General features: G+C 68.2%; 17 protein-coding genes. 16 read left to right on the top strand and 1 reads right to left on the bottom strand.

All coding sequences use genetic code 11. From position 1 onward, the window contains the following. Positions 1-51: 51 nt before the first annotated feature. The 15 genes from ACFOPI_RS22030 to ACFOPI_RS22100 all read left to right on the top strand — a co-directional run bounded on the left by ACFOPI_RS22030 (position 52) and on the right by ACFOPI_RS22100 (position 15,774). Positions 52-1,767 carry an AMP-binding protein gene (locus ACFOPI_RS22030; RefSeq protein ID WP_382178896.1) on the top strand — a complete coding sequence of 572 codons (1,716 nt, stop codon included), beginning with the start codon at positions 52-54 and terminating at the stop codon, positions 1,765-1,767. A 13-nt stretch (positions 1,768-1,780) separates the two neighbouring features. Continuing rightward, positions 1,781-3,403 carry a carboxyl transferase domain-containing protein gene (locus ACFOPI_RS22035; protein ID WP_382178899.1) on the top strand — a complete coding sequence of 541 codons (1,623 nt, stop codon included), beginning with the start codon at positions 1,781-1,783 and terminating at the stop codon, positions 3,401-3,403. Positions 3,404-3,411: 8 nt separating this feature from the next. Further along, positions 3,412-3,933, top strand: a complete 522-nt coding sequence (locus ACFOPI_RS22040) for a DinB family protein (RefSeq protein ID WP_382178902.1) — start codon at positions 3,412-3,414, stop codon at positions 3,931-3,933. After that, on the top strand, positions 3,930-4,715 hold the full coding sequence (locus ACFOPI_RS22045) for an enoyl-CoA hydratase/isomerase family protein (RefSeq protein ID WP_382178904.1): 786 nt from the start codon (positions 3,930-3,932) through the stop codon (positions 4,713-4,715). The genes ACFOPI_RS22040 and ACFOPI_RS22045 overlap by 4 nt, the downstream gene beginning before the upstream one ends. Positions 4,716-4,745: 30 nt before the next feature. Beyond that, on the top strand, positions 4,746-5,486 hold the full coding sequence (locus tag ACFOPI_RS22050; protein ID WP_382178907.1) for a DUF4126 domain-containing protein: 741 nt from the start codon (positions 4,746-4,748) through the stop codon (positions 5,484-5,486). Positions 5,487-5,583: 97 nt separating this feature from the next. Next, entirely contained in the window at positions 5,584-7,608 is a 2,025-nt protein-coding gene (locus ACFOPI_RS22055) for an acetyl/propionyl/methylcrotonyl-CoA carboxylase subunit alpha (RefSeq protein ID WP_382178910.1), read from the top strand. A 35-nt stretch (positions 7,609-7,643) separates the two neighbouring features. After that, positions 7,644-8,564 carry a 2-hydroxyacid dehydrogenase gene (locus ACFOPI_RS22060; RefSeq protein WP_382178913.1) on the top strand — a complete coding sequence of 307 codons (921 nt, stop codon included), beginning with the start codon at positions 7,644-7,646 and terminating at the stop codon, positions 8,562-8,564. A gap of 14 nt (positions 8,565-8,578) precedes the next feature. Then, complete coding sequence (locus tag ACFOPI_RS22065; protein ID WP_382178915.1) at positions 8,579-9,487, top strand: hydroxymethylglutaryl-CoA lyase; 909 nt, start codon at positions 8,579-8,581, stop codon at positions 9,485-9,487. A gap of 5 nt (positions 9,488-9,492) precedes the next feature. Then, complete coding sequence (locus tag ACFOPI_RS22070; RefSeq protein WP_382178918.1) at positions 9,493-10,137, top strand: LysE family transporter; 645 nt, start codon at positions 9,493-9,495, stop codon at positions 10,135-10,137. Between the two features lie 20 nt (positions 10,138-10,157). Further along, positions 10,158-10,685: a YbaK/EbsC family protein gene (locus ACFOPI_RS22075; protein ID WP_382178921.1), complete on the top strand. Its 528-nt coding sequence runs from the start codon at positions 10,158-10,160 to the stop codon at positions 10,683-10,685. Between the two features lie 10 nt (positions 10,686-10,695). Continuing rightward, positions 10,696-10,968, top strand: coding sequence for a DUF1289 domain-containing protein (locus tag ACFOPI_RS22080; protein WP_382178923.1), 273 nt, complete (start codon positions 10,696-10,698; stop codon positions 10,966-10,968). 14 nt (positions 10,969-10,982) lie between these two features. After that, complete coding sequence (locus tag ACFOPI_RS22085) at positions 10,983-11,669, top strand: 2-hydroxychromene-2-carboxylate isomerase (protein WP_382178926.1); 687 nt, start codon at positions 10,983-10,985, stop codon at positions 11,667-11,669. A gap of 123 nt (positions 11,670-11,792) precedes the next feature. Further along, positions 11,793-12,230 (top strand): universal stress protein, encoded by a 438-nt coding sequence (locus ACFOPI_RS22090; protein ID WP_382178929.1) that lies wholly within the window; start codon positions 11,793-11,795, stop codon positions 12,228-12,230. 448 nt (positions 12,231-12,678) lie between these two features. After that, a complete protein-coding gene (locus ACFOPI_RS22095) occupies positions 12,679-14,307 on the top strand; it encodes a DUF1800 domain-containing protein (protein ID WP_382178932.1) in 1,629 nt (542 codons plus the stop codon). 15 nt (positions 14,308-14,322) lie between these two features. After that, positions 14,323-15,774 carry a DUF1501 domain-containing protein gene (locus tag ACFOPI_RS22100; RefSeq protein WP_382178935.1) on the top strand — a complete coding sequence of 484 codons (1,452 nt, stop codon included), beginning with the start codon at positions 14,323-14,325 and terminating at the stop codon, positions 15,772-15,774. 6 nt (positions 15,775-15,780) lie between these two features. Here ACFOPI_RS22100 and ACFOPI_RS22105 read toward each other — a convergent pair whose 3' ends face one another. Then, positions 15,781-16,911, bottom strand: coding sequence for an ABC transporter substrate-binding protein (locus ACFOPI_RS22105; protein ID WP_382178938.1), 1,131 nt, complete (start codon positions 16,909-16,911; stop codon positions 15,781-15,783). Between the two features lie 129 nt (positions 16,912-17,040). Between ACFOPI_RS22105 and uvrA the strand changes: the two genes are divergently transcribed. Beyond that, positions 17,041-22,857 carry an excinuclease ABC subunit UvrA gene (gene uvrA / locus ACFOPI_RS22110; RefSeq protein WP_382178940.1) on the top strand — a complete coding sequence of 1,939 codons (5,817 nt, stop codon included), beginning with the start codon at positions 17,041-17,043 and terminating at the stop codon, positions 22,855-22,857. Positions 22,858-22,859: the final 2 nt, after the last annotated feature.

Genomic DNA, 22,859 nt, shown 5'->3' on the forward strand with positions numbered 1-22,859 from the left:
GCCGCTATGCTGGGGGCCGGATTTCGCCTGGACGCCAGAGGAGACACCCCCATGGACGACGCAACCACCACGGCCCTGAGCCACGCCGCGGGCCGCACCGACACGCCCCTGATCGAGCAGACCATCGGCGCCTTCTTCGACGCCATGGCCGCGCGTCACCCGCAGCGCGAGGCGCTGGTGAGCGTGCACCAGGGCCGCCGCTACAGCTACGCCGCGCTGGCGGCCGACGTGGACCGCCTGGCCAGCGCGCTGCTGGGCTTCGGTCTGCAACCGGGCGAGCGCATCGGCATCTGGTCGCACAACAACGTGGAATGGGTGCTGATGCAGCTGGCGACGGCCAAGGTCGGCCTGGTGCTGGTGAACATCAACCCCGCCTACCGCACGGCCGAGCTGGAGTACGCGCTCAACAAGGTGGGCTGCAAGGCGCTGGTGTCGATGGCGACGTTCAAGACCAGCGACTACCTGGGCATGCTGCGCGAGCTGGCGCCCGAGCTGGCGACCTGCGCGCCCGGCGCGCTGCAGGCCGCGCGCCTGCCGGAGCTGCGCACCGTGGCCTGGATCGACGTGGCGGGCGAGGGCGCCGAGCAGCCGGGCATGCTGCGCTTCTCCGCGCTGCTGGCTTCCGGAAAGACCGACGACCCGCGCGTGGCGCAGGCGGCTGAGGGGCTGACGGCCAACGACCCGATCAACATCCAGTTCACCAGCGGCACCACGGGCTTCCCCAAGGGTGCGACGCTGACCCACCGCAACATCCTGAACAACGGCTTCTTCATCGGCGAGTGCATGAAGCTCACGCCGGAAGACCGCCTGTGCATCCCCGTGCCGCTGTACCACTGCTTCGGCATGGTGCTGGGCAACCTGGCCTGCTTCACGCATGGCAGCACCGTGGTCTACCCCAGCGACGCCTTCGACCCTTTGGCCGTGCTGCAGACGGTGCAGGCCGAGAAGTGCACCGGCCTGCACGGCGTGCCCACCATGTTCATCGCCGAGCTGGACCACCCGCGCTTCAAGGAATTTGATCTGCACACCCTGCGCACCGGCATCATGGCCGGTTCGCCCTGCCCGGTGGAGGTGATGAAGCGGGTGCAGGCCGACATGCACATGGGCGAGGTGACGATCGCCTACGGCATGACCGAGACCAGCCCGGTGAGCTGCCAGAGCAGCACGGACACGCCGCTGGACAAGCGCGTGTCCACCGTGGGCCTGGTGCAGCCGCACCTGGAGGTGAAGATCGTCAACCCCGACACCGGCGCCACCGTGCCGCGCGGCGAACGCGGCGAGTTCTGCACCAAGGGCTATTCGGTGATGCACGGGTACTGGGGCGACGAGGCCAAGACCAAAGAAGCCATCGACGCCGAGGGCTGGATGCACACCGGCGACCTCGCCACCATGGACGATCAGGGCTACGTCAACATCGTTGGCCGCATCAAGGACATGGTGATCCGCGGTGGTGAAAACATCTACCCGCGCGAGATCGAGGAATTCCTCTACCGCATGCCGCAGGTGCAGGACGTGCAGGTCGTCGGTGTGCCCGACCAGAAGTACGGCGAGGAACTGTGTGCCTGGGTCATCATCAAGCCCGGCCAGAGCCTCGATGAAGACGCCGTGCGCGCTTTCTGCAAGGGCCAGATTGCCCACTACAAGGTGCCGCGCTACATCCGCTTCGTGGACGCCTTCCCGATGACGGTGACCGGCAAGATCCAGAAGTTCAAGATCCGCGACGCCATGAAGGACCAGCTGGGGCTGGCCGAAGCGAAAACCGCCTGAACCAGAGCACAAAATGCCCGCACTCGACACCAAACTCAACGCCCGTTCCGCCGACTTCCAGGCCAACGCCGCCGCCATGCGCGCGGTGGTCGACGACCTGAAGGCGCAGATCCAGAAGGCCACGCTCGGCGGTGGCGAGGCCGCGCGCGCCAAGCACACCGCGCGCGGCAAGCTGCTGCCGCGCGACCGGGTGCAGATGCTGCTGGACCCGGGCACGCCGTTCCTCGAACTGAGCCCGCTGGCCGCGATGGGCATGTACCCGGACCGCGACGGCAGCGACAGCGCGCCCTGCGCCGGCGTCATCGCCGGCATCGGCCGCGTCAGCGGCGTGGACTGCATGATCGTCTGCAACGACGCCACGGTGAAGGGCGGGACCTACTACCCGCTCACCGTCAAGAAGCACCTGCGCGCGCAGGAAGTGGCGCAGCAGAACCACCTGCCCTGCATCTACCTGGTGGACTCGGGCGGCGCCAACCTGCCGAACCAGGACGAGGTCTTCCCCGACCGCGACCACTTCGGCCGCATCTTCTTCAACCAGGCCAACATGAGCGCCCAGGGCATCGCGCAGATCGCGGTGGTCATGGGCTCGTGCACGGCGGGCGGCGCCTACGTGCCGGCCATGAGCGACGAGACCATCATCGTCAAGAACCAGGGCACCATCTTCCTGGGTGGCCCGCCGCTGGTGAAGGCCGCCACCGGCGAGGTGGTGAGCGCCGAAGACCTGGGCGGTGGCGACGTGCACACGCGCCTCTCGGGCGTGGCCGACCACCTGGCGCAGAACGATCTGCACGCGCTGGCCCTGGCGCGCCAGGCGGTGAAGAACCTCAACGCCCGCAAGGTGCCGCCGATCACCACCATCGACCCGGTGGCGCCGCTGTACCCGGCCGAGGAGCTGTACGGCGTGATCCCGACCGACACGCGCAAGCCCTTCGACGTGCGCGAGATCATCGCCCGCATCGTCGACGGCTCGGACTTCGACGAGTTCAAGTCGCGCTTCGGCACCACGCTGGTCTGCGGCTTCGCGCGCATCGAAGGCATGCCGGTCGGCATCATCGCCAACAACGGCATCCTGTTCTCGGAGTCGGCGCTCAAGGGCGCGCACTTCATCGAACTCTGCTGCCAGCGCAAGACGCCGCTGGTGTTTCTGCAGAACATCACCGGCTTCATGGTCGGCCGCAAGTACGAGAACGAAGGCATCGCCCGCAACGGCGCCAAGATGGTGACCGCCGTGGCCACCGCCGCGGTGCCCAAGTTCACGGTCATCATCGGCGGCAGCTTCGGCGCCGGCAACTACGGCATGTGCGGCCGCGCCTACTCGCCGCGCTTCCTGTGGATGTGGCCGAACGCGCGCATCTCGGTCATGGGGGGCGAGCAGGCCGCGAGCGTGCTGGCCACCGTCAAGCGCGACGGCATCGAGGCCAAAGGTGGTAGCTGGACGGCGGAAGAAGAGGCGGCGTTCAAGGCGCCGATCAAGGAGCAGTACGAGGTGCAAGGACACCCCTACTACGCCACCGCACGCCTGTGGGACGACGGCGTGATCGACCCGGCCGACACGCGCCGCGTGCTGGCGCTGGGGTTGAGCGCTTCACTCAATGCGCCGATCCCGGAAACCAAGTTCGGCCTCTTCCGCATGTGAGCACCCCCATGGACCCGATCGCCCACTTCACCCGCCAAGCGCGTTACCACGTCTGGGCCACGCACCGCCTGCTGGATGCCGTCTCGCGCGTGTCCGACGACGATTACCGCAAGGACGTGGGTCTGTTCTTCAAGAGCATCCACGGCACGCTCAACCACTTGCTGGTGGGCGAACACCTGCTCTGGTACGCGCGCTTTTCCAAAGGCGCTTCGCCGCTGCTGGCGCTGGATGCCGAAATCGAACCCGACCGCGAACGCCTGGGACAGGCGCTCAAGGGCGGCGCTGCCAACTGGGAACACCTGATCGCCACCTGGCCCGTCGAGCGGTTTGACGGTCAGCTGGACTACAAGACCATGAAGGGCGTGCCGCAGTCGCTGCCGTTCGCGGCCACGCTGGCGCACGTGTTCAACCACGCCACCCACCACCGCGGCCAGATCACCGCCGCGCTCACCGCGCTGGGGCAGCCCGGCCCCGAGCTGGACTGGGTGTACCACCTGCAACTGGAAGCTGCGGAGGCCACAAAGCCATGAGCACAGCCCTGACCATCGCGGTGCAGGACCGCATCGCCCGAATCACGCTCACCCGCCCCGAGGTGCGCAACGCCTTCAACGACGAGGTGATCCAGCAGCTGAAGGCCGCGTTTGAATCGGTCGGCGCGATGGAAGACGTGCGCGCCGTGGTGCTGGCGGCCGAAGGCCCGGCCTTCTGCGCCGGTGCCGACCTGAACTGGATGCGCCGCATGGCCGATTACACGCGCGACGAGAACATCGCCGACGCCGGGCAGCTCGCCGCCATGCTCAAGGCCATCTACGAATGTCCCAAGCCGACGATTGCCGCCGTGCAGGGTGACGTGTTCGCGGGCGGCATGGGTCTGGTGGCCGCGTGCGACATGGCGGTGAGTGTGCGCACCGCGACCTACTGCCTGTCCGAGGTGAAGCTGGGCCTGATCCCGGCCACCATCAGCCCGTATGTGATCCGCGCCATGGGCGCGCGCGCCGCACACCGGTATTTCCTCACCGCCGAGCGCTTTTCGGCCGAAGAGGCGCACCGCATCGGCTTCGTGCACGAACTCGTCGACGCCGATGCGCTGGAGGCCAAGGTGGGCGAGCTGGCACAGGCGCTGGTGAGCGCCAGTCCGGCCGCCGTGCGCGCCTGCAAGAAGCTGGTGCAAGACGTGGCCGACCGCGCCATCGACGACGCACTCGTCGCCGCGACGGTGGAAGGCATCGCCGAGATACGCGCGAGTGACGAAGGTCGCGAAGGCGTGGCGTCTTTTCTGCAGAAGCGCAGACCCGCCTGGCTGGCGGGGTAATCTGGTCCTTTCCCTTCAGGAGGACACGGCATGGACGCGATCTGGAACAGCTTCGTGGAATGGCTCAGGGGCTTCGGTGCCCAGGCCGGGCAGCAGGCGGTCGAGGCCGGCGCGCAGATCGGCGGCCAGGTCGCCGAGGGCGTGGGCGCAGCCGCCAGCCAGCTGGACATGACCAGCCTGCTCGCGCTGGCCGCCGCACTGGGCTGGGCCAGCGGCTTCCGGCTCTACGCCGTGGTGTTCCTGGTCGGCGCCGCCGGCCTGGCCGGCTGGATTCCGTTGCCCGAGGGCCTGCAGGTGCTGCAGCACCCAGCGGTACTGGTGGTCAGCGGCGCACTGCTGTTCGTCGAGTTCTTCGCAGACAAGATCCCGGGGCTCGATTCGCTGTGGGACCTCGTGAACAGCGTGGTCCGCGTGCCCGCCGGCGCGGCGCTGGCCGCGGGCGTGTTCGGCGCCGACAACGCCACCATGGCCGTGGTCGCTGCGCTGCTGGGTGGCACGCTGGCCGCGAGCAGCCAGGCCGCCAAGACCACCACGCGCGCGGCCATCAACACCTCGCCCGAGCCGTTTTCCAACATCGCCATGAGCCTGGTCGAGGACGGCCTGGTGATCGGCGCCGTCTGGCTCGCGACCAACCACCCGGTGATCTTCGGCATCCTGCTGCTGATTGCGCTGGTGCTGATGTGGGTCGTCACCTGGATGCTCTTCAAGTTCCTGCGCGCGGCGTTCCGTCGCCTGCGCAGCCTGTTCTCCCCCGACTCCGCTCCCGCATAGGAAACCATATGTGCCCCCACGTTCGACACTTCGTGTTCTCACTGCCCCCCGAGGGGGCGCAAGCCTCCTTTGAGGCGGCTCGGCAGGAGGCTTGACCATGTTCTCCAAGATCCTGATCGCCAACCGCGGCGAAATCGCCTGCCGCGTCGCCGCCACCGCCCGCCGCCTGGGCGTGCGCACCGTGGCCGTGTACTCCGACGCCGACGCGAACGCCAAGCACGTGGCGGCCTGCGACGAGGCGGTGCACATCGGCGGCAGCGCGCCCAAGGAGAGCTACCTGCAGTGGGAGCGCATCATCGCGGCGGCCCAGGCCACGGGCGCGCAGGCGATCCACCCCGGCTACGGTTTCCTGAGCGAGAACGAGGCCTTTGCCGACGCCTGTGCGAAAGCGGGGCTGGTCTTCATCGGCCCGCCCTCGTCGGCGATCCAGGCCATGGGCCTGAAGGCCGAGTCCAAGCGCCTGATGGAGCAGGCGGGTGTGCCCCTGGTGCCCGGTTACCACGGCACTGATCAGGACCCGGCGCTGCTGCAACGCGAGGCCGACCGCATCGGCTACCCGGTGCTGATCAAGGCCAGCGCGGGGGGCGGTGGCAAGGGCATGCGTGCGGTCGAGAAGGCCGAGGACTTCGCGGCCGCCCTGGCGAGCTGTCAGCGCGAGGCGCGCAACAGTTTCGGCAGCGACGCGGTGCTGATCGAGAAGTACGTGCAGCGCCCGCGCCACATAGAAATCCAGGTCTTCGGCGACACGCACGGGAACTGCGTCTACCTGTTCGAGCGCGACTGCTCGGTGCAGCGGCGCCACCAGAAGGTGCTGGAGGAAGCGCCCGCGCCGGGCATGACGCCCGAGCTGCGCCAGCAGATGGGCGAGGCCGCGGTGGCCGCGGCGAAGGCGGTGAACTACGTGGGTGCCGGCACGGTGGAGTTCATCGTCGAACAGCCGGGCGGCTACGAACACCCCGAACAGATGCGCTTCTATTTCATGGAGATGAACACGCGCCTGCAGGTGGAGCACCCGGTCACCGAGGCCATCACCGGCCTGGATCTGGTGGAGTGGCAGTTGCGAGTGGCGGCTGGCGAAAAGCTGCCGATGCAGCAGCAGGATCTGAAGATCCACGGCCACGCGATCGAGGCGCGCATCTGCGCCGAGAACCCGGACAACAATTTCCTGCCCGCCACCGGGCGCCTGGACGTGTACCGCAAGCCCGCGCACGTGGCGTTCGAGCGCGGCAGCGTCCGCTTCGACGACGGCGTGCGCGAAGGCGACACCATCAGCCCGTTCTACGACTCCATGGTCGCCAAGCTGATCGTGCACGGCGCCACGCGCGCCGAGGCGCTGGCGAAGCTGGATGCGGCGCTGGCGGCGACGCGCATCGTGGGGCTGGCGACCAATGTGCAGTTCCTGCGCCACGTGGTGCGCAGCCACGCGTTCTCGTCCGCGAAGCTCGACACCGCCCTGATTCCGCGCGAAGCCGAAGCACTGTTCAACCAGGACCCGGTGGGCCGCACCCTGGCGGTGGCCTCCGCCGTGGCCCAGACCCTGGTGCACGAGAAAGCGGGCGAGGGCACCGACCCGTTCTCCCGCACCGACGGCTGGCGGCCCTTCGGCCTGACCCAGCGCCGGTTCGACTTCGAATACCAGGGCGAGGCGCTGACCGCACAGCTCACCTACCTCCACGATGGCGCACTGCGGCTGGCGGTGGGCGATGCCGACGCGGTGCTCGCCTTCCAGTCCCAGCCGGCCGACAGTGGCACCGTGGTGGACCTGCAGTACAACGGCCAGCGCCAGACGGTGCAGTGCTGGCAGCTCGGCGAGAGCGTGCACCTGTTCTGCGACCGCGGGGCGACCGTGATCACCGAGCTCGATGCGCTGGCGCACGCGGGCGAGACCGCGGCCGAGGGCGGGCGCCTGACCGCGCCCATGCCGGGCAAGGTGGTGAGCTTCGCGGTCAAGGCCGGCGACGCGGTGAAGAAGGGCCAGCCGCTGGCGGTGATGGAGGCCATGAAGATGGAACACACCATCGCTGCACCGGCCGACGGCACCGTGGCCGAGCTGCTGTTCGCGCCGGGCGACCAGGTGGCCGAAGGCGCGGAGCTGCTGAAGCTGCAAGCCGTGACCGCATGACAGCATCGGCTTGGCGGCGGCGCTAAGCTCGGCGCATGAACATCACCTTCTGCTGCACCGACACCAAGGCCGAGCCCTGGCTGGACGGCCTGCGCGCGGCGCTGCCCGGCGCCACCGTGGACGTCTGGCAACCTGGCGCGCCCCAGGCCGATCACGCGGTCGTCTGGGCCCCGCCCCAACAGTTTCTGGACGAACAGCCCGCGCTCAAGGGCCTGTTCAACATCGGCGCTGGCGTTGATGCGCTGCTCAAACTGAAGTTGCCGCCCGGCGTGAAGATCGTCCGTCTGGACGACGCGGGCATGTCGGTGCAGATGGCCGAGTACGTGTGCCACGCGGTGATCCGCCATTTCCGCGAGTTCGACGGCTACGAGGCCGACGTGAAGACGGGCAAATGGTCGTTCCGCAAGCCGCGCGAGCGCAAGGACTTCTCCGTCGGCGTCATGGGCCTGGGCGTGCTGGGTGAGCGCGTGGCGCGCGCGCTGCGGGTGTTCGACTTTCCGGTCTTCGGCTGGAGCCGCGGCCCCAAGGCCGTCGAAGGCGTGGTGACGTTCAGTGGCGAGGTGGGTTTCGACACCTTTCTCTCGAACAGCCGCGTGCTGGTGAACCTGCTGCCGCTGACGCCCGACACGCAGGACATCCTGAACCGCAAGACCCTGGGCCGTCTGAAGCCCGGCGGCTACCTGGTCAACGTGGCGCGCGGTGCCCACCTGGTGGAGGACGACCTGCTGGCCCTGCTGGAGAGCGGGCAGATGGCCGGCGCCACGCTGGATGTGTTCCGCACCGAGCCGCTGCCCGCCGGCCACCCGTTCTGGGTCCATCCGAAGATCACCGTCACGCCCCACACCTCGGCGCGCACGCTGCGCGACGAGAGCATCGCCCAGATCGCCGGCAAGATCCGCGCGCTGGAAGCGGGTCAGCCCATCGCCGGCGTCGTTGACCCTGTCCGCGGCTATTGAAGAAGAGACTTCCCATGAGCATCCCATCCAAAGTCCGCCTCATCGACGTCGGCCCCCGCGACGGTCTGCAGAACGAGAAGCAGCCGGTGCCGGCGGCGGTCAAGATCGAACTGGTGCACCGCCTGCAGGCCGCAGGTATCAAGGAGATCGAGGTCACCAGCTATGTCAGTCCGAAGTGGGTGCCACAGATGGCGGACAACCACGAGGTGATGGCCGGCCTCACACGTCAGTCCGGTGTGCGCTACTCGGTGCTCACGCCCAACCTCAAGGGCTACGAGGCGGCGGTGCTGGACAAGCCCGACGAGATCGTCGTCTTCGGCGCTGCCAGCGAGGCCTTCAGCCAGAAGAACATCAACTGCTCCATCGCCGAGAGCATCGATCGTTTTGCGCCCGTGGTCGCCGCCGCGAAGGCTGCCGGCATCGCAGTGCGCGGGGCGATGAGCTGCACCGTGGGCTGCCCGTATGAAGGTGAGATCGCGCCCGAACGCGTGGCCTACCTCGCGGGCCTGATGAAAGGCATCGGCGTCGAGCGCGTCGATGTGGCCGACACCATCGGCGTGGGCACGCCGCGCAAGGTGCAGGCCGCCATCGAGGCGGCGCTGCATCACTTCGGCATCGACCAGATCAGCGGCCACTTCCACGACACCTACGGCCAGGCGCTCTCCAACACCCTGGCGGCGCTGGAACTGGGTGTCTGGAACTTCCAGTCGTCGGTCGCGGGGCTGGGCGGCTGCCCGTATGCCAAGGGGGCCACCGGCAACGTGGCCACCGAGGATGTGGTCTACCTGCTGCACGGCATGGGCATTCACACCGGCATCGACCTGGACGCGCTGGTCGACGCCGGTCAGTTCATCAGCGAATACCTTGGGCGGCCCAGCGGTTCGCGCGTGGCGCGGGCGCTGCTGGCCAAGCGGGCCGGGTGACCGGCATGGATTTCAGCGTCTGGCTGGCTTTCTTCGCCGCGTCTTGGGTGATCGCGGTATCGCCGGGGTCCGGCGCGGTGCTGTCCATGAGCCACGGCCTGGCCTATGGCGTGCGCCAGACCAGCGCCACCATTGCGGGCCTGCAGCTGGGTTTGGCGGTGATCCTGCTGATCGCCGGAGTGGGTGTGGGGGCGCTGCTGCTGGCCTCGGCCACCGCCTTCACCGTGGTCAAGGTGGTCGGCGCGGCCTACCTGCTCTACCTGGGGGTGAAGCAGTGGCGCGCGCCTGTCGCGCAGCAGGCTCCCGCCGCTGGCGAGGCGCTGGTGAAGCACCCTGGTCTGCCATCGGCGCGCGAGCGGGTGCTGACCGGCTTCATGACCAACGTGACCAACCCCAAGGGCATCGTGTTCATGGTGGCGGTGCTGCCGCAGTTCATCGACCCGAACCGGCCGCTCTGGCTGCAGCTGTTGATCCTGCTGGCCACTTCGGTGGGGGTGGACCTGGTGGTGATGCACGGCTACGCCTTCCTGGCCTCGCGCGCGCAACGCTGGCTCGCGACGGCGAAGGCGCGGCGCGCGCAGAACCGTGTGTTCGGTGGCGTGCTGATGGCCATGGGGGCCAGCCTGCTGCTGGTGCGCAAGGGCGGCTGAGCCCGCTACCATCGGCGGCCATGAACCTCTCTGTTTCCGAACCCCTGCCACCCGGCGTGCTGCGCGTGACCGAGGTCCTGTCCGCTCTGGGCCACCCGCATGCGCCGGTGATGCTCGACGACGCGGCACGCACCGCGCAGCAGGCCGCCGACGCGCTGGGCGTGGCCCTGGGCCAGATCGCCAAGAGCATCATCTTCCGGCGCAAAAACCACCCGTCCGGCGACGATGCGGCCGTGCTGGTCATCACCTCGGGCGACCTGCGCGTCGACGAGAAAAAGGTCCAGGCCATCGTCTGCGCGGACGGCGGCAAGCTCGGTCGCGCCGACGCTGATTTCGTCAAGGCCAAGACGGGTTTCTCCATTGGTGGCGTGTCGCCGCTGGCGCACGCCGAGCAGCCGGTCACGCTGATCGACGACCAGCTGTTCCGCTTCGACGTGGTCTGGGCCGCGGCCGGCCATCCGCACGGTGTGTTCCGCCTGAGCCCCGACGACCTGAAGCGGCTCACCGGCGCGCCGGTGCACGATGTGACAGTGCCTCCTTCCCCCTGAGCTTTTCAAGATGTTCAAGAAACTCTTCGGGCGCCGCGAGGCCCCGCCGCCACCGCGCCCCAAACCGCTGATCAACCTGGAGGACGCGCGCGCGCGCCACCTCGACCCCGAGGTGCCCTCGCCCTGCATCTCGGTCTGCCGGATGAATGCGACCACCGGTCTGTGCAGCGGCTGCTACCGCACGGTGGAAGAAATCGCCGGCTGGGGTCAGGCCGGTGAAGCACAGCGACTGGCGATCTGGGAGCGCATCGAGTCGCGGCAGGTGCCGCGCACCATCACCTGATCCTCTCCGCCGCCATGTCCGCCACCTTGCACGAGATCGACTTCTTCTACGACCCGATCTCGCCCTATGCCCACCTGGCCTTCGAGCGGCTGCCCCAGGCCCTCGAAGGACTGAGTGTGCTGGTGCGTTACCGCCCGGTGCTGTTTGCGGCGCTGCTCAAGGCGCATGGGCAGCTCGGCCCGGCCGAGATCCCGGGCAAGCGCGACTGGACCTACCGCCAGGTGCTCTGGCTGGCGCAGCACCACGGCGTGCGGCTGGACCTGCCGGCCATGCACCCCTTCAACCCGCTGCCGCTGCTGCGCCTGGGGCTGTGCACCGCCACCGACGATGCGCCCGGCCAGACCAACCGGTACGTGACCGAGCGGCTGTTCCATCACGTCTGGCACGGCGGTGCCGATCCGATCGACCCCGCGCGCCTGCAAGCCCTGCAGTCGCAGTTGCAGGACCACATGCGACAGCGCGACAAGCCCTGGTTCGGGCCCGACAGCGACGTGGTGAAGCAGCGGCTGCGCGACAACACCGAGCAGGCGCTGGCGCAGGGCTTGTTCGGCGTGCCTTCCATGGTGGCGGGCGGGCGGGTGTTCTGGGGGCTGGACGCGCTGCCGATGCTGCGCGGATACCTGGACGGTGCGGCCTGGTTCCAGGGCGATGGCTGGGAGGCGGCGCACCGCCTGCCGGTGGGCGTGCAGCGCAAGGCCTGACGCAGCCTCGTTGATCTTGCGCAGAGGCGCAGGCGCAGGATGCTACTAATATGAATGCCGTCCTGGGCCTGTCCCTGCGCCCGGGCACTCTGAGAAATGCGCTCACCCACAAGGAGATCCGACATGTTCAAGAAAATCCTCGTCCCCACCGACGGTTCCGCGCTGGCACTGCGTGCGGCTGCCACCGCCGTCCAGCTGGCCAAGTCGCAAGGCGCCCAGGTGATCGGCGTCTACGTCATCGACCCGTTCCCCTACATCGGCATCGGTGACGCGTCGGCCGCCGGCTTGCAGGCCTATCTGGCCGAGTCGCGCAGCGTGGCCGGACAGGCGCTGGATGCACTGGGCAAGGTCTTTGCGGCCGAAGGCGTGCCATTCGCCGGTGACACCATCGAGCGCAACGTGGTCTACGAAGGGGTGATCGAGACGGCGCAGGCCGAAGGCTGCGACCTGATCGTGATGGCCTCGCACGGCCGCCAGGGCGTCAAGGCGCTGGTCCTGGGCAGCGTGGCACAGAAGGTGCTGACGCACACCCGCCTGCCGGTTCTGATCGTCAAGGACTGAGCGCCCGGCGGACGCCTTTTCCGGTCAGGCGGCAAGCCTGGTGTGCGTGCAGCCGACGTGATTGTCACGTTCTGTAAATAATTCACAAAATGTAACAACGGCCGAATCCGGTCCTTCGCAGGCCGGGTTCGGCCGCCTACATTGGCGGCCCATGAACGCCATCGAGCCCCCTATCGCACTGTCCGCCCCCCCGCGCCGCCGCCTCTCCTGGCTACGGTGGCCGCTGCTGGTCGTGATGGCAGCCCTTGCGGCGTGTGGTGGTGGCGGCGAAACCGGAAACAGTGCCGATCAGGCGTCGGCACGGAAGGCGGAAGGAGCAGCAGTCCGTGACTACGAAGACGTCGCTGGCCGCTTCTCGGCCTCATCTGGCTCGACCTGGTCCAGCCTTCGCTCGACGGTTGAGGGGTCGACCGACAGTCCCCGCACGTTCTCCTCGCCCAAGGCGCTCATGACACAGGTGGACGCTGTCCGGTTGGCGAACCAGGCGACGTTCGGTCCCAGCGAATCGCTGGTGGCGCAGCTTCGCGAGCGGGGGGCTGCGGGCTGGATCGCAGATCAGATGAGCGAGCCGCGCCAGGGCATCCGAACCATCCCCAGCGGCGTGCGTGGGGTCATCACTGTGCAACATCCGCGATCCCGCTACACCAGCGGTGGTTCCAATGCTGTGCACAAGCACACCAGCCAGAGCGTGGATTTCTGCGACACCCGGGGTGACCAGTGTTGGCGCGACTGGTACTCGTCCACGCCTCTGGTATGGGACTTCTACCGCCATGCGGTGACCGGCCGGGACCAGCTGCGGCAGCGCGTCGGGCTGGCGCTGCAGCAGATGCTGGTGGTGTCCAACTACGAGGTCAGCGGCACCTACGGCTTGCGCAATTACCACAACATGCTGCTGGACCACGCCTTCGGCAACTACCGCGACCTGCTGCGCAAAGTCATCCTGTCGCCGGTCATGGGCGATTACCTCGACCATGTCAACAACGACAAGGACGCACCCAACGAGAACTTCGCTCGCGAGCTGCTGCAGTTGTTTTCGCTGGGCACCTGCCTGCTCAACCCGGATGGCTCGCTGCAGGGTGGCAACTGCACGCCCACCTACGACAACGAGCGTGTGCGCGCCTATGCCCACGCGCTCACCGGCTGGACCTACCCTCCCGGGGGCGCGACGCCATGGGGCTGCTGGCCTCGGGGCGCCAACTGCCAGTTCTACGACGGGGACATGGTGTCGGTGGCTTCGTTCCACAACACCGCAGCGCGCTCTTTGCTGTCCGGGGTGAGCCTGGCTTCGGGCAACACCGCGCCGGTGGCGCTGGAGGCGGTGCTCGACAGCATCATGGCCCATCAGAACGTGGCGCCGTTCGTGAGCCGGCACCTGATTCAGCAGCTGGTGACGAGCAACCCGAGCCCTGCATACGTGCAGCGCGTGGCCGGGGCATTCAACACCGGCCGACACGGCAGTTTTGGCACCGGACGAAAAGGCGATCTCGCCGCCACCGTGGCCGCGGTGCTGCTGGATGCGGAGGCCCGCAGCACGACAGTGGCCAGCTCGGCGGGCCGGCTGCGCGAGCCCATCCAGCTCTTCACCGGTGTGCTGCGGGCCCTCAACGGCCGGACCGACGGCGAGGCGCTCGGCTGGTGGTGGGGCGAAGACATGCGCCAGCACGCTTTCCGCCCGCCCTCGGTGTTCAACTTCTACCCGCCCGAGTACCCCGTGGCCGGGACGGCCCTGGTAGGGCCCGCGTTCGGTATCCACAACGCCAACACCGCGCTCAACCGGATCAACTACCTCAACTACCTCATCTTCTGGAACGGCTCCGGTCCGAGCGCGAGCGTGCCCGGCGCGGTGGGCACCCGGGTGGAGCTCAGCGGCTTCGAATCGGATGCTGGCGATGCTGCCCGGCTCGTGGACCGGCTGTCCTTGCTGGCGCTGGGCGAGCCGTTGCCTGCGGGGTCCCGCACGGCGGTGATCACGGCCGTCAACGCGTTTCCGTCCCGGACCACCAGCGACCGGACCAACCGGGTGCGGCAGGCTGCCTTCTTGGTGTTCGCCTCGCCCCAGTACCACCTGGTCCGCTGAAGGGATGTGATCGACATGAAAAGACAACATGCATCGCAGTGCGCGCCGATGGACCGGAGACAGTGGCTTCGCTGGGGCGGCGCCTCCCTGGCGGGCGCCCTCGGGGTGGGCAGCCTGTCGGCCCTGCTGCAGAACCCGGTGAAGGCCCAGGCCGACAGCTACAAGGCCTTGGTGTGTGTCTTCCTGTACGGAGGCAACGACGGACAGAACACGGTGGTACCGACCGACACCACACGCTACAACCAGTACGCCGCCGTGCGCGGCCCTCTCGCCCTGCCGCGCAACAGCCTGGTGTCTATGGCGGGTACGGACCTGGGCCTGCACCCGTCCATGGCCGCGCTGGCGCCGGTGTGCAACGCGCGGAAGATCGCCGCTGTGGCCAACGTCGGTCCGCTCTTCGGTCCCTTGACCAAGACCGAGTTCCGCAGCCTGCCGGGCACCTCGCCGCTGATTCCGGACAACCTGTTCTCGCACTCGGACCAGCAGATCGAGTGGGAAGCGTCCAGCGCCCGCTCACTCGAACGCACCGGCTGGGGCGGCCGTGCGACCGACACCCTGGGTACCACCAACCCGGTGATCTCGGTGGGCGGCAACGGCCACTTCGGTCTGTCGGCCCTTGGCACGCCCCTGGTGCTGCCGGGACCGGGTGACACCTTCGGGGTGGAAGGCCTGGAGGGCACCTGGGCACCCACAGTCGCCCGCAAGACCGCGCTGGAGGCGCTGTACCAGCCGGGCAACCTGGGCAGCTCCAACGTGCTGCTGGACGCCTATGCGCAGCAGCAGCGCACCGCGTTCGAGGTGTCGTCCCGGTTGGGCGCCATCGTCGGGGTGGAGCCCAACCCGGCGGCGCCGACCCTGATCGACACGGCCTTCGCGCCGCTGACCAATGCGCAGGGGGTGATCAGCACCGACCTCGGCCGCCAGCTCTACCAGATCGCCAAGCTGGTGGCCGGGCGTGCCACCGTGCAGGGCGACCGGCAGATCTTCTTTGCCCAGCAGGGGGGGTACGACACGCACAACGAGCAGATCGCAGCGGACAGCCTGAGCGGCGTGCATGCCCGCCTGCTGCAAGGCCTGGCCGACGCCATGGCCTGCTTCTACAACGCGATGGCGGCCATCGGCATGGGCAACAACGTGACCCTGTTCACCCAGAGCGATTTCGGCCGCACCTTCGTGCCCAACAGCAGCTCCGGCACCGACCACGCCTGGGGCAACCACCACCTGGTGATGGGCGGCGCGGTGCAGGGTGGGGCGGTTTACGGCATCTACCCCGAACTGGTGGCTGGCGGCCCCAACGACGTGGGGGTCTCGTCCTGGGAGCTGCACGGGCGGTGGATTCCCACCACCTCGGTCGACCAGTACGCGGCGACCCTGCTGCGCTGGTTCGGGGCCTCGGACCCTCAGCTCAACACCATCCTGCCGAACCTCACCAACTTCAGCACCAGGAACCTCGGGTTCCTGGGCTGAGGGTGCTCAGCGGCGGAACTTGCCGCCGCTGTCGATGATGGAGAGGTCGACGAAGTCCAGACCTGTGTGGTCGGCCGGCCCGAAGCCGACTTCGAGGCCGCCGATGTCCAGTTTGGACAGCCCTTCCAGTGCGTCGCGCAGCTTGGCCCGGGTCGGGTTGGCACCCGCACGCTGCAGACCCGCCACCAGCACCTTGGCCGCCGCGAAGCCCTCCAGCATCGCCGGGCTCACGCCTTCCAGCCCTTTGGCCTTGGCCAGGTCCGCCGCCTCTTTCACCATCGCCACCGAAAGCGAGCGCTCGTAGGGGAAGACCTGGGTGACGATGGTGCCCGAGGCGTGAGCACCCAGCGACTTCACGAAGCCGGCAGAGGCGTTGTTGGAGTTGGTGATGATCTGGGCGCGCGAGCCGGCCTTGCGGATGGCGGTCACGCCATCGGCCACCGCCACGCCCGAGCCGATGAACAGCACCGCCTGGGCGCCCGAACTGGCCACTTTGGGGGCGATGGCGCTGAAGTCCCATTTGGCGCGGTCGAACTTCTCGATGAACAGTGGACTCTTGCTCACTGAAGAAAAGCCCTTCTGGGCGCCTTCGAGCAGGTCGGCACCGAAGCTGTCGTCCACATGCACCACACCGATGCGGTCCATGCCGATCAGGCTCAGGTGCTGCACCGCGCGCTCGGCCTCGCGCTGGTAGGTGGCGCGCACGTTGAACAGCCAGGGGTGGACCGGCTTGTGCAGCGCCATGGCGCCGGTGGAGGGGCCGACCAGGGGTAGCTTGGCGTCCGCCAGCACCGGCAGGATCGCCTGCGTGTGCGGTGTGCCACGGTTCAGGAACAGGCTGATCACGTCCTTGTCGTTGGCCAGTGTCCGGGCGTTTTCAGCGGCCAGCTTGGGATCGAACTTGTCGTCCAGCGACACCAGCTCGATCTTCTGTCCGTTGACCCCCCCTTTGGCATTGACCGCGTCAAGGTACAGTTTGGCGCCGTCGGTGGTCTCTTTCACCCCGTCGGCCACTGGTCCGCTGAAGCCGGCGGTCTGGCCGATGCGGATCTGAGACCAGGCGGCTGCGGACCAGGTCATGGCGACGGTCAGGCCCAGGGCTCCGAGGGTCCGGCGCACGTGTTTTGTGTTGGTCATTCGTATGTCTCCTTTGGAAGTGCCAGTCTAGGCAGTGGATGGGGGCGCGGCATTGGGGGAATGACGTAGCCCCCGGACAGCCCGACGTGCGGCTCCTAGAATGTTCGGCTCCCTCTCAGGAAGGCCTGCATGTCCGACGATCTCCGCCCCGCCGACGAACCCCTGTCTCCCGCCGAGGCGCCCGCAGACGGTGGCGGCACGATCCGCATCCGGGGCGCCCGCCAGCACAACCTCAAGAACCTCGATCTGGACATCCGCACCGGCGAACTGACGGTGGTCACCGGCCCCAGCGGATCGGGCAAGTCCAGCCTCGTGTTCGACACCCTGTTCGCCGAAGGCCAGCGGCGGTATGTGGAGACCTTCAGCGCCTACGCGCGCCAGTTCCTGGACCGCATGGACAAGCCGGCGGTGGACAAGGTGGAGGGCGTGCCGCCCGCCATCGCCATCGACCAGACCAACCCGGTGCGCAGCTCTCGCTCCACGGTCGGCACCATGACCGAACTGAACGACCACCTCAAGCTGCTCTTTGCGCGCGGCGCGAACCTGTTTGACCGCGAAACGGCGCTGCCGGTGCGCCACGATTCGCCGGAGTCGATCTTTGCGGAACTGCAACGAAGAGCTTCAGAACAAGGCGACCCCCGGCTCGTCGTGACCTTCCCGGTCGAATTGCCTGCGTCCACCACGCCCGAAGAGGTGGAGCAGTGGCTCTCTGCCAGCGGCTACACGCGGGTGCAGGCCGAGCGCACCGTCCAGCGGGAGGCGAAGGAAGAAGCACCGGCCAAAGGGAAGAAGGCCAAACCGGTGATCGAGGCGGTCAAGCTGCTGGACGTCGTGGCCGACCGCTTCCGCCTGGGCAACGCCGAGCCCGCGCGGGTGATGGAAGCCATTGAGGCCGGGCTCAAGCGCGGCGCGGGCAAGCTGATGGTCTATGTCTTGCGTGAAGAGGGCGAGCCCGACATCTGGCGCTTCAGCACCGGCCTGCACTGCCCCGAAAGCGACATCCGCTACACCGAACCCACCCCTTCGGCGTTTTCCTTCAACTCCGCCGTGGGCGCCTGCGAGGCCTGCCGCGGCTTCGGTCGCGTCATCGGGGTCGACTACGGCCTGGTGATCCCGGACCAAAAGCTCACGCTGCGCAACGGCGCGATCAAGGTGTTCCAGACGCCCGCGTGGAAGGAGTGCCAGGACGATCTGATGCGCCATGCGGAAGCGTCCGGCATTCCGCGCGACACGCCCTGGAACAAGCTCACGCCTGAGCAGAAGCAGTGGGTCATCGGCGGCACGCCCAGCTACAAGGACGGTCAGTGGGGCAAGCAGTGGTACGGCGTGGCGCGCTTCTTCGAGTACCTGGAGAGCAAGGCCTACAAGATGCACATCCGGGTGCTGCTGTCCAAGTACCGCAGCTACACCGAATGTCCCAGCTGCGGTGGTGCGCGCCTCAAGACCGACAGTCTTCTGTGGCGCATCGGCACGAAGGCGCAGGCCGATGCGGTGCTGCCCGCGGACAAGCGCTATTTGCCCACCGGCGTGAAGTGGTCGCGTGGCCAGCTCGAAGCGCTGCCCGGCCTGTGCCTGCACGACCTGATGCTGATGCCGCTGACCAGCCTGCGGCGCTTCTTCGAGGACCTGGCCGCCACGCTGGCGGGCAGCGGTGGCGAAGGCGGCGAGCAGCAGGCGCTCAAGCTGCTGTTCGAAGAGATCAACACCCGCCTGCGCTACCTCTGCGAAGTCGGCATCGGCTACCTCACCCTCGACCGCCAGAGCCGCACGCTGTCGGGCGGCGAGGTGCAGCGCATCAACCTCACCACCGCGCTCGGCACCTCGCTGGTCAATACGCTCTTCGTGCTGGACGAGCCCAGCATCGGCCTGCACCCGCGCGACATGGCGCGCATCAACGACGCCATGCTGCGCCTGCGCGATGCTGGCAACACCCTGGTGGTGGTGGAACACGACCCGGCGGTGATGCTGGCGGCCGACCGCCTGATCGACATGGGTCCCGGCCCGGGTGAGCGCGGCGGGCAGATCGTGTTCGACGGCACGCCCGAGGCCATCCGCAGCGCCGACACCCTGACCGGCGCCTACCTGGGCGCGCGCAAGACCGTGGGCATGGGTTTCAAGCGCATGGTCACCGACAGCACGCCCCGCCTGATCCTCGAAGGCGCGCGCGAACACAACCTGCAGAACCTCTACGTCGAGTTCCCGCTGCAGCGCCTCACGGTGGTCACCGGCGTGTCGGGCTCGGGCAAGTCCACGCTGATCCAGGACGTGCTCGCCCCCGCGCTGCTGCGCCACTTCGGCAAGGCCACCGAAACGCCGGGCGCACACGACCGCCTGCTGGGCGCCGACTTCCTCAGCGAAGTGGTCTACGTGGACCAGTCGCCGATTGGCAAGACTGCGCGCTCCAACCCGGTCAGCTATGTGGGCGCCTGGGACGCGATCCGCTCGCTGTTCGCCGACGCCCCGCTGTCGCGCCAGCGCAGCTACACCGCAGCCAAATTCAGTTTCAACAGCGGCGATGGCCGCTGCCCCACCTGCGGCGGCTCGGGCTTCGAGCATGTGGAGATGCAGTTCCTGTCGGATGTCTACCTGCGCTGCCCGGACTGCGACGGCAAACGGTACCGCCCCGAGGTGCTGGAGGTGCGCATCGAACGCGGCGGGCGCCTGATCAACGTGGCCGACGTGCTGGAACTGACCGTGAGCGAGGCGGCCGAGCTGTTCAAGGCCGACCGCGAGGTCATCCGCGTGCTGCAGCCCATCGTGGACGTGGGTCTGGAATACGTGAAGCTGGGCCAGCCGGTGCCCACGCTGTCGGGCGGCGAGGCGCAGCGCCTCAAGCTCGCCGGCTTCCTGGCCGAGGCGGCCAAGAACAGCGCGGCCAGCCGCCAGGCACTGGCGAAAAAGGGCACGCTGTTCCTGTTCGACGAACCGACCACCGGCCTGCACTTCGACGACATCGCCAAGCTCATGCGCTCGCTGCGCAAGCTGCTCGAAGCGGGTCATTCGCTGATCGTGATCGAGCACAACCTGGACGTGATCCGCAGCGCCGACTGGCTGATCGACCTCGGCCCGGAAGGTGGGTCGGGTGGTGGGCTGGTGGTGGCCGAAGGGCCGCCCGAAGAGGTGCGCGAACACCGGACCAGCCACACCGCGAAGGCGCTGCGAGACTACGCCGCGGCCATGGACAAGGTGCACACGGTCAGTGACCGGGTGGCGGCCTACGCGGTGAAGAAGCGGCGCGCGCAGGCCGGCGGCAATGCGGTGCGCATCGTCAACGCCAAGGAGCACAACCTCAAGAACCTGAGTGTGGACATTCCGCGCGGCAAGTTCAACGTGATCTCCGGTGTCAGCGGTTCGGGCAAGTCCACGCTGGCGTTCGACATCCTGTTCAACGAAGGGCAGCGGCGCTACCTCGAATCGCTCAACGCTTACGCGCGCAGCATCGTGCAGCCGGCGGGCAGGCCCGAGGTGGACGCGGTCTACGGCATCCCGCCCACCGTGGCGATCGAGCAGCGGCTGTCGCGCGGTGGGCGAAAGTCCACCGTCGGCACCACCACCGAGGTCTGGCACTTCCTGCGCCTGCTCTACGTGAAGCTGGGCACCCAGCACTGCGTGCACGACGGTGCGGCCGTGATGCCGCAAAGCCCCGAAAGCATCGCGGCTGCCATCCTCACGCGCTACCGCGGCCGCCACATCGGCCTGCTGGCGCCGCTGGTGGTCAACCGCAAGGGCGTCTACACCGAACTGGCCGACTGGGCGCGCCCGCGTGGCTACTCGCATCTGCGGGTGGACGGCGAGTTCCTGCCCACCACCGGCTTCCCGCGCATCGACCGCTTCAAGGAACACACCATCGAACTGCCCGTGGCCGACGGTGTGGTGGACCCGGCGAACGAGGCCTGGCTGCGCACGCAGCTGACCAAGGCGCTTGAACTCGGCAAGGGCACGCTGCATCTGCTGACCGACCTGGACGGTTTGGCCCCTGCGCTGGCCGAAGGCCGTTCCACCGCAGGTCTGGGCAAGTTGGAGGTGTTCTCTACCACCCGCGCCTGCCCGGTCTGCGGCACCAGTTACCCCGAACTGGACCCGCGCCTGTTCTCCTACAACAGCAAACACGGCTGGTGCCCGGACTGTGTGGGCACCGGCGTCAAGCTTTCGCGCGAGCAGCGCAAGGCGCTGGACGATTCGGTGCGCGACGACGACCAGAAGGGGCGCGAACAGAGCTTTGCCGAGCCTGAGGTGGAAGACCTGACCGACGAGGCCTGCCCGACGTGCGAAGGCACACGTCTGAACGCGCAGGCGCGGGCCGTGAAGTTCGGCGGCATCGGCATCACCGACATCGCGCGGCTGTCGGTCAGCGAGGTGCGGCAGAAGGTCCGTGCGCTCATGGCCGAGGGAGGCTTGAGCCAGCGCGAGGCCGACATCGCGCGCGACCTGCTGCCCGAGATCGAGAGTCGTCTGGCCTTCCTCGAAGAGGTGGGACTGAGCTATCTCACGCTCGACCGCGGCGCGCCCACGCTGAGCGGCGGCGAGGCGCAGCGCATCCGCCTGGCAGCGCAGCTGGGCAGCAACCTGCAGGGCGTGTGCTACGTGCTGGACGAGCCCACCATCGGCCTGCACCCGCGCGACAACCAGATCCTGCTGGACGCGCTGCACAAGCTCGGCGACATGGGCAACACCCTGGTGGTGGTGGAGCACGACGAAGACACCATCCGCCGCGCCGACCACATCATCGACATCGGCCCCAGCGCGGGCAAACGCGGGGGGCGTGTGGTGGCGCAGGGCAGCGTGGCCGATCTGTCGGCCAGCGCCGAATCGCTGACCGGCCGCTACCTGCTGCACGCGATGAAGCATCCGCTGCAGCCGCGCCGTGCGGTGACCGCTGAGACCGAGCAACTCGAACTGCGCGGCGCCACCATGCACAACCTGCAGCAGGTGGACGTGGCCGTGCCGCTCAAGCGCCTGGTGGTCGTCACCGGCGTCAGCGGCTCCGGCAAGTCCACGCTGGCGCGCGACGTGCTGCTCACCAACGTGGCCGAGGCGGTGTCCCTGCGCAGCACCTTCGCTGGCCGCCAGTCCTGGGACAACGAGGGCGCGCGCCCCGCCTGGACCGGCTGCAGCAAGCTGCTGGGCAGCGAGACCGTGGACCGCGTGCTCGAAGTGGACCAGACGCCCATCGGCAAGACCCCCCGCTCCTGCCCGGCCACCTACATCGGTTTCTGGGACACGGTGCGCAAGCTGTTCGCCGACACGCTGGAGGCCAAGGCGCGCGGTTACGGGCCGGGCCGGTTCAGCTTCAACACCGGTGAAGGCCGCTGCCCAGCCTGCGAAGGGCAGGGCATGCGCACCATCGAAATGAGCTTCCTGCCCGACGTGAAGGTGCCCTGCGAGGTCTGCCACGGCGCACGCTTCAACCCCGAAACGCTGGCCGTCACCTGGAAAGGCAAGAACATCGGCGATGTGCTGCAGATGGCGGTGGACGAGGCGGTGGAGTTCTTCGCCAGCATGCCCGCCATCAGCCACCCGCTGCAACTGCTCAAGGACGTGGGGCTGGGTTACCTCACGCTGGGTCAGCCGTCGCCCACGCTGTCGGGCGGCGAGGCGCAGCGCATCAAGCTGGTGACCGAACTCAGCAAGGTGCGCGACGACATCGGCCGCCGCGGGCAGAAGGCGCCGCACACCTTGTACGTGCTGGACGAACCCACGGTAGGTCTGCACATGGCCGACGTGGAAAAACTGATCCGCGTGCTGCACCGCCTGGTGGACGGCGGCCACAGCGTGGTCGTGATCGAGCACGACCTGGACGTGATGGCCGAAGCCGACTGGATCATCGACCTCGGGCCGGAAGGCGGCTCGGGCGGCGGTCGCATCGTGGCGGCGGCGGCGCCCGAGGACGTGGTCAGGCTCGGTACGCACACCGGGAAGGTGCTCGCGCCGGTGCTGGCACGCTGATT

This window comes from Hydrogenophaga luteola (assembly GCF_042648585.1).
Lineage (GTDB): Bacteria > Pseudomonadota > Gammaproteobacteria > Burkholderiales > Burkholderiaceae_C > Hydrogenophaga > Hydrogenophaga luteola.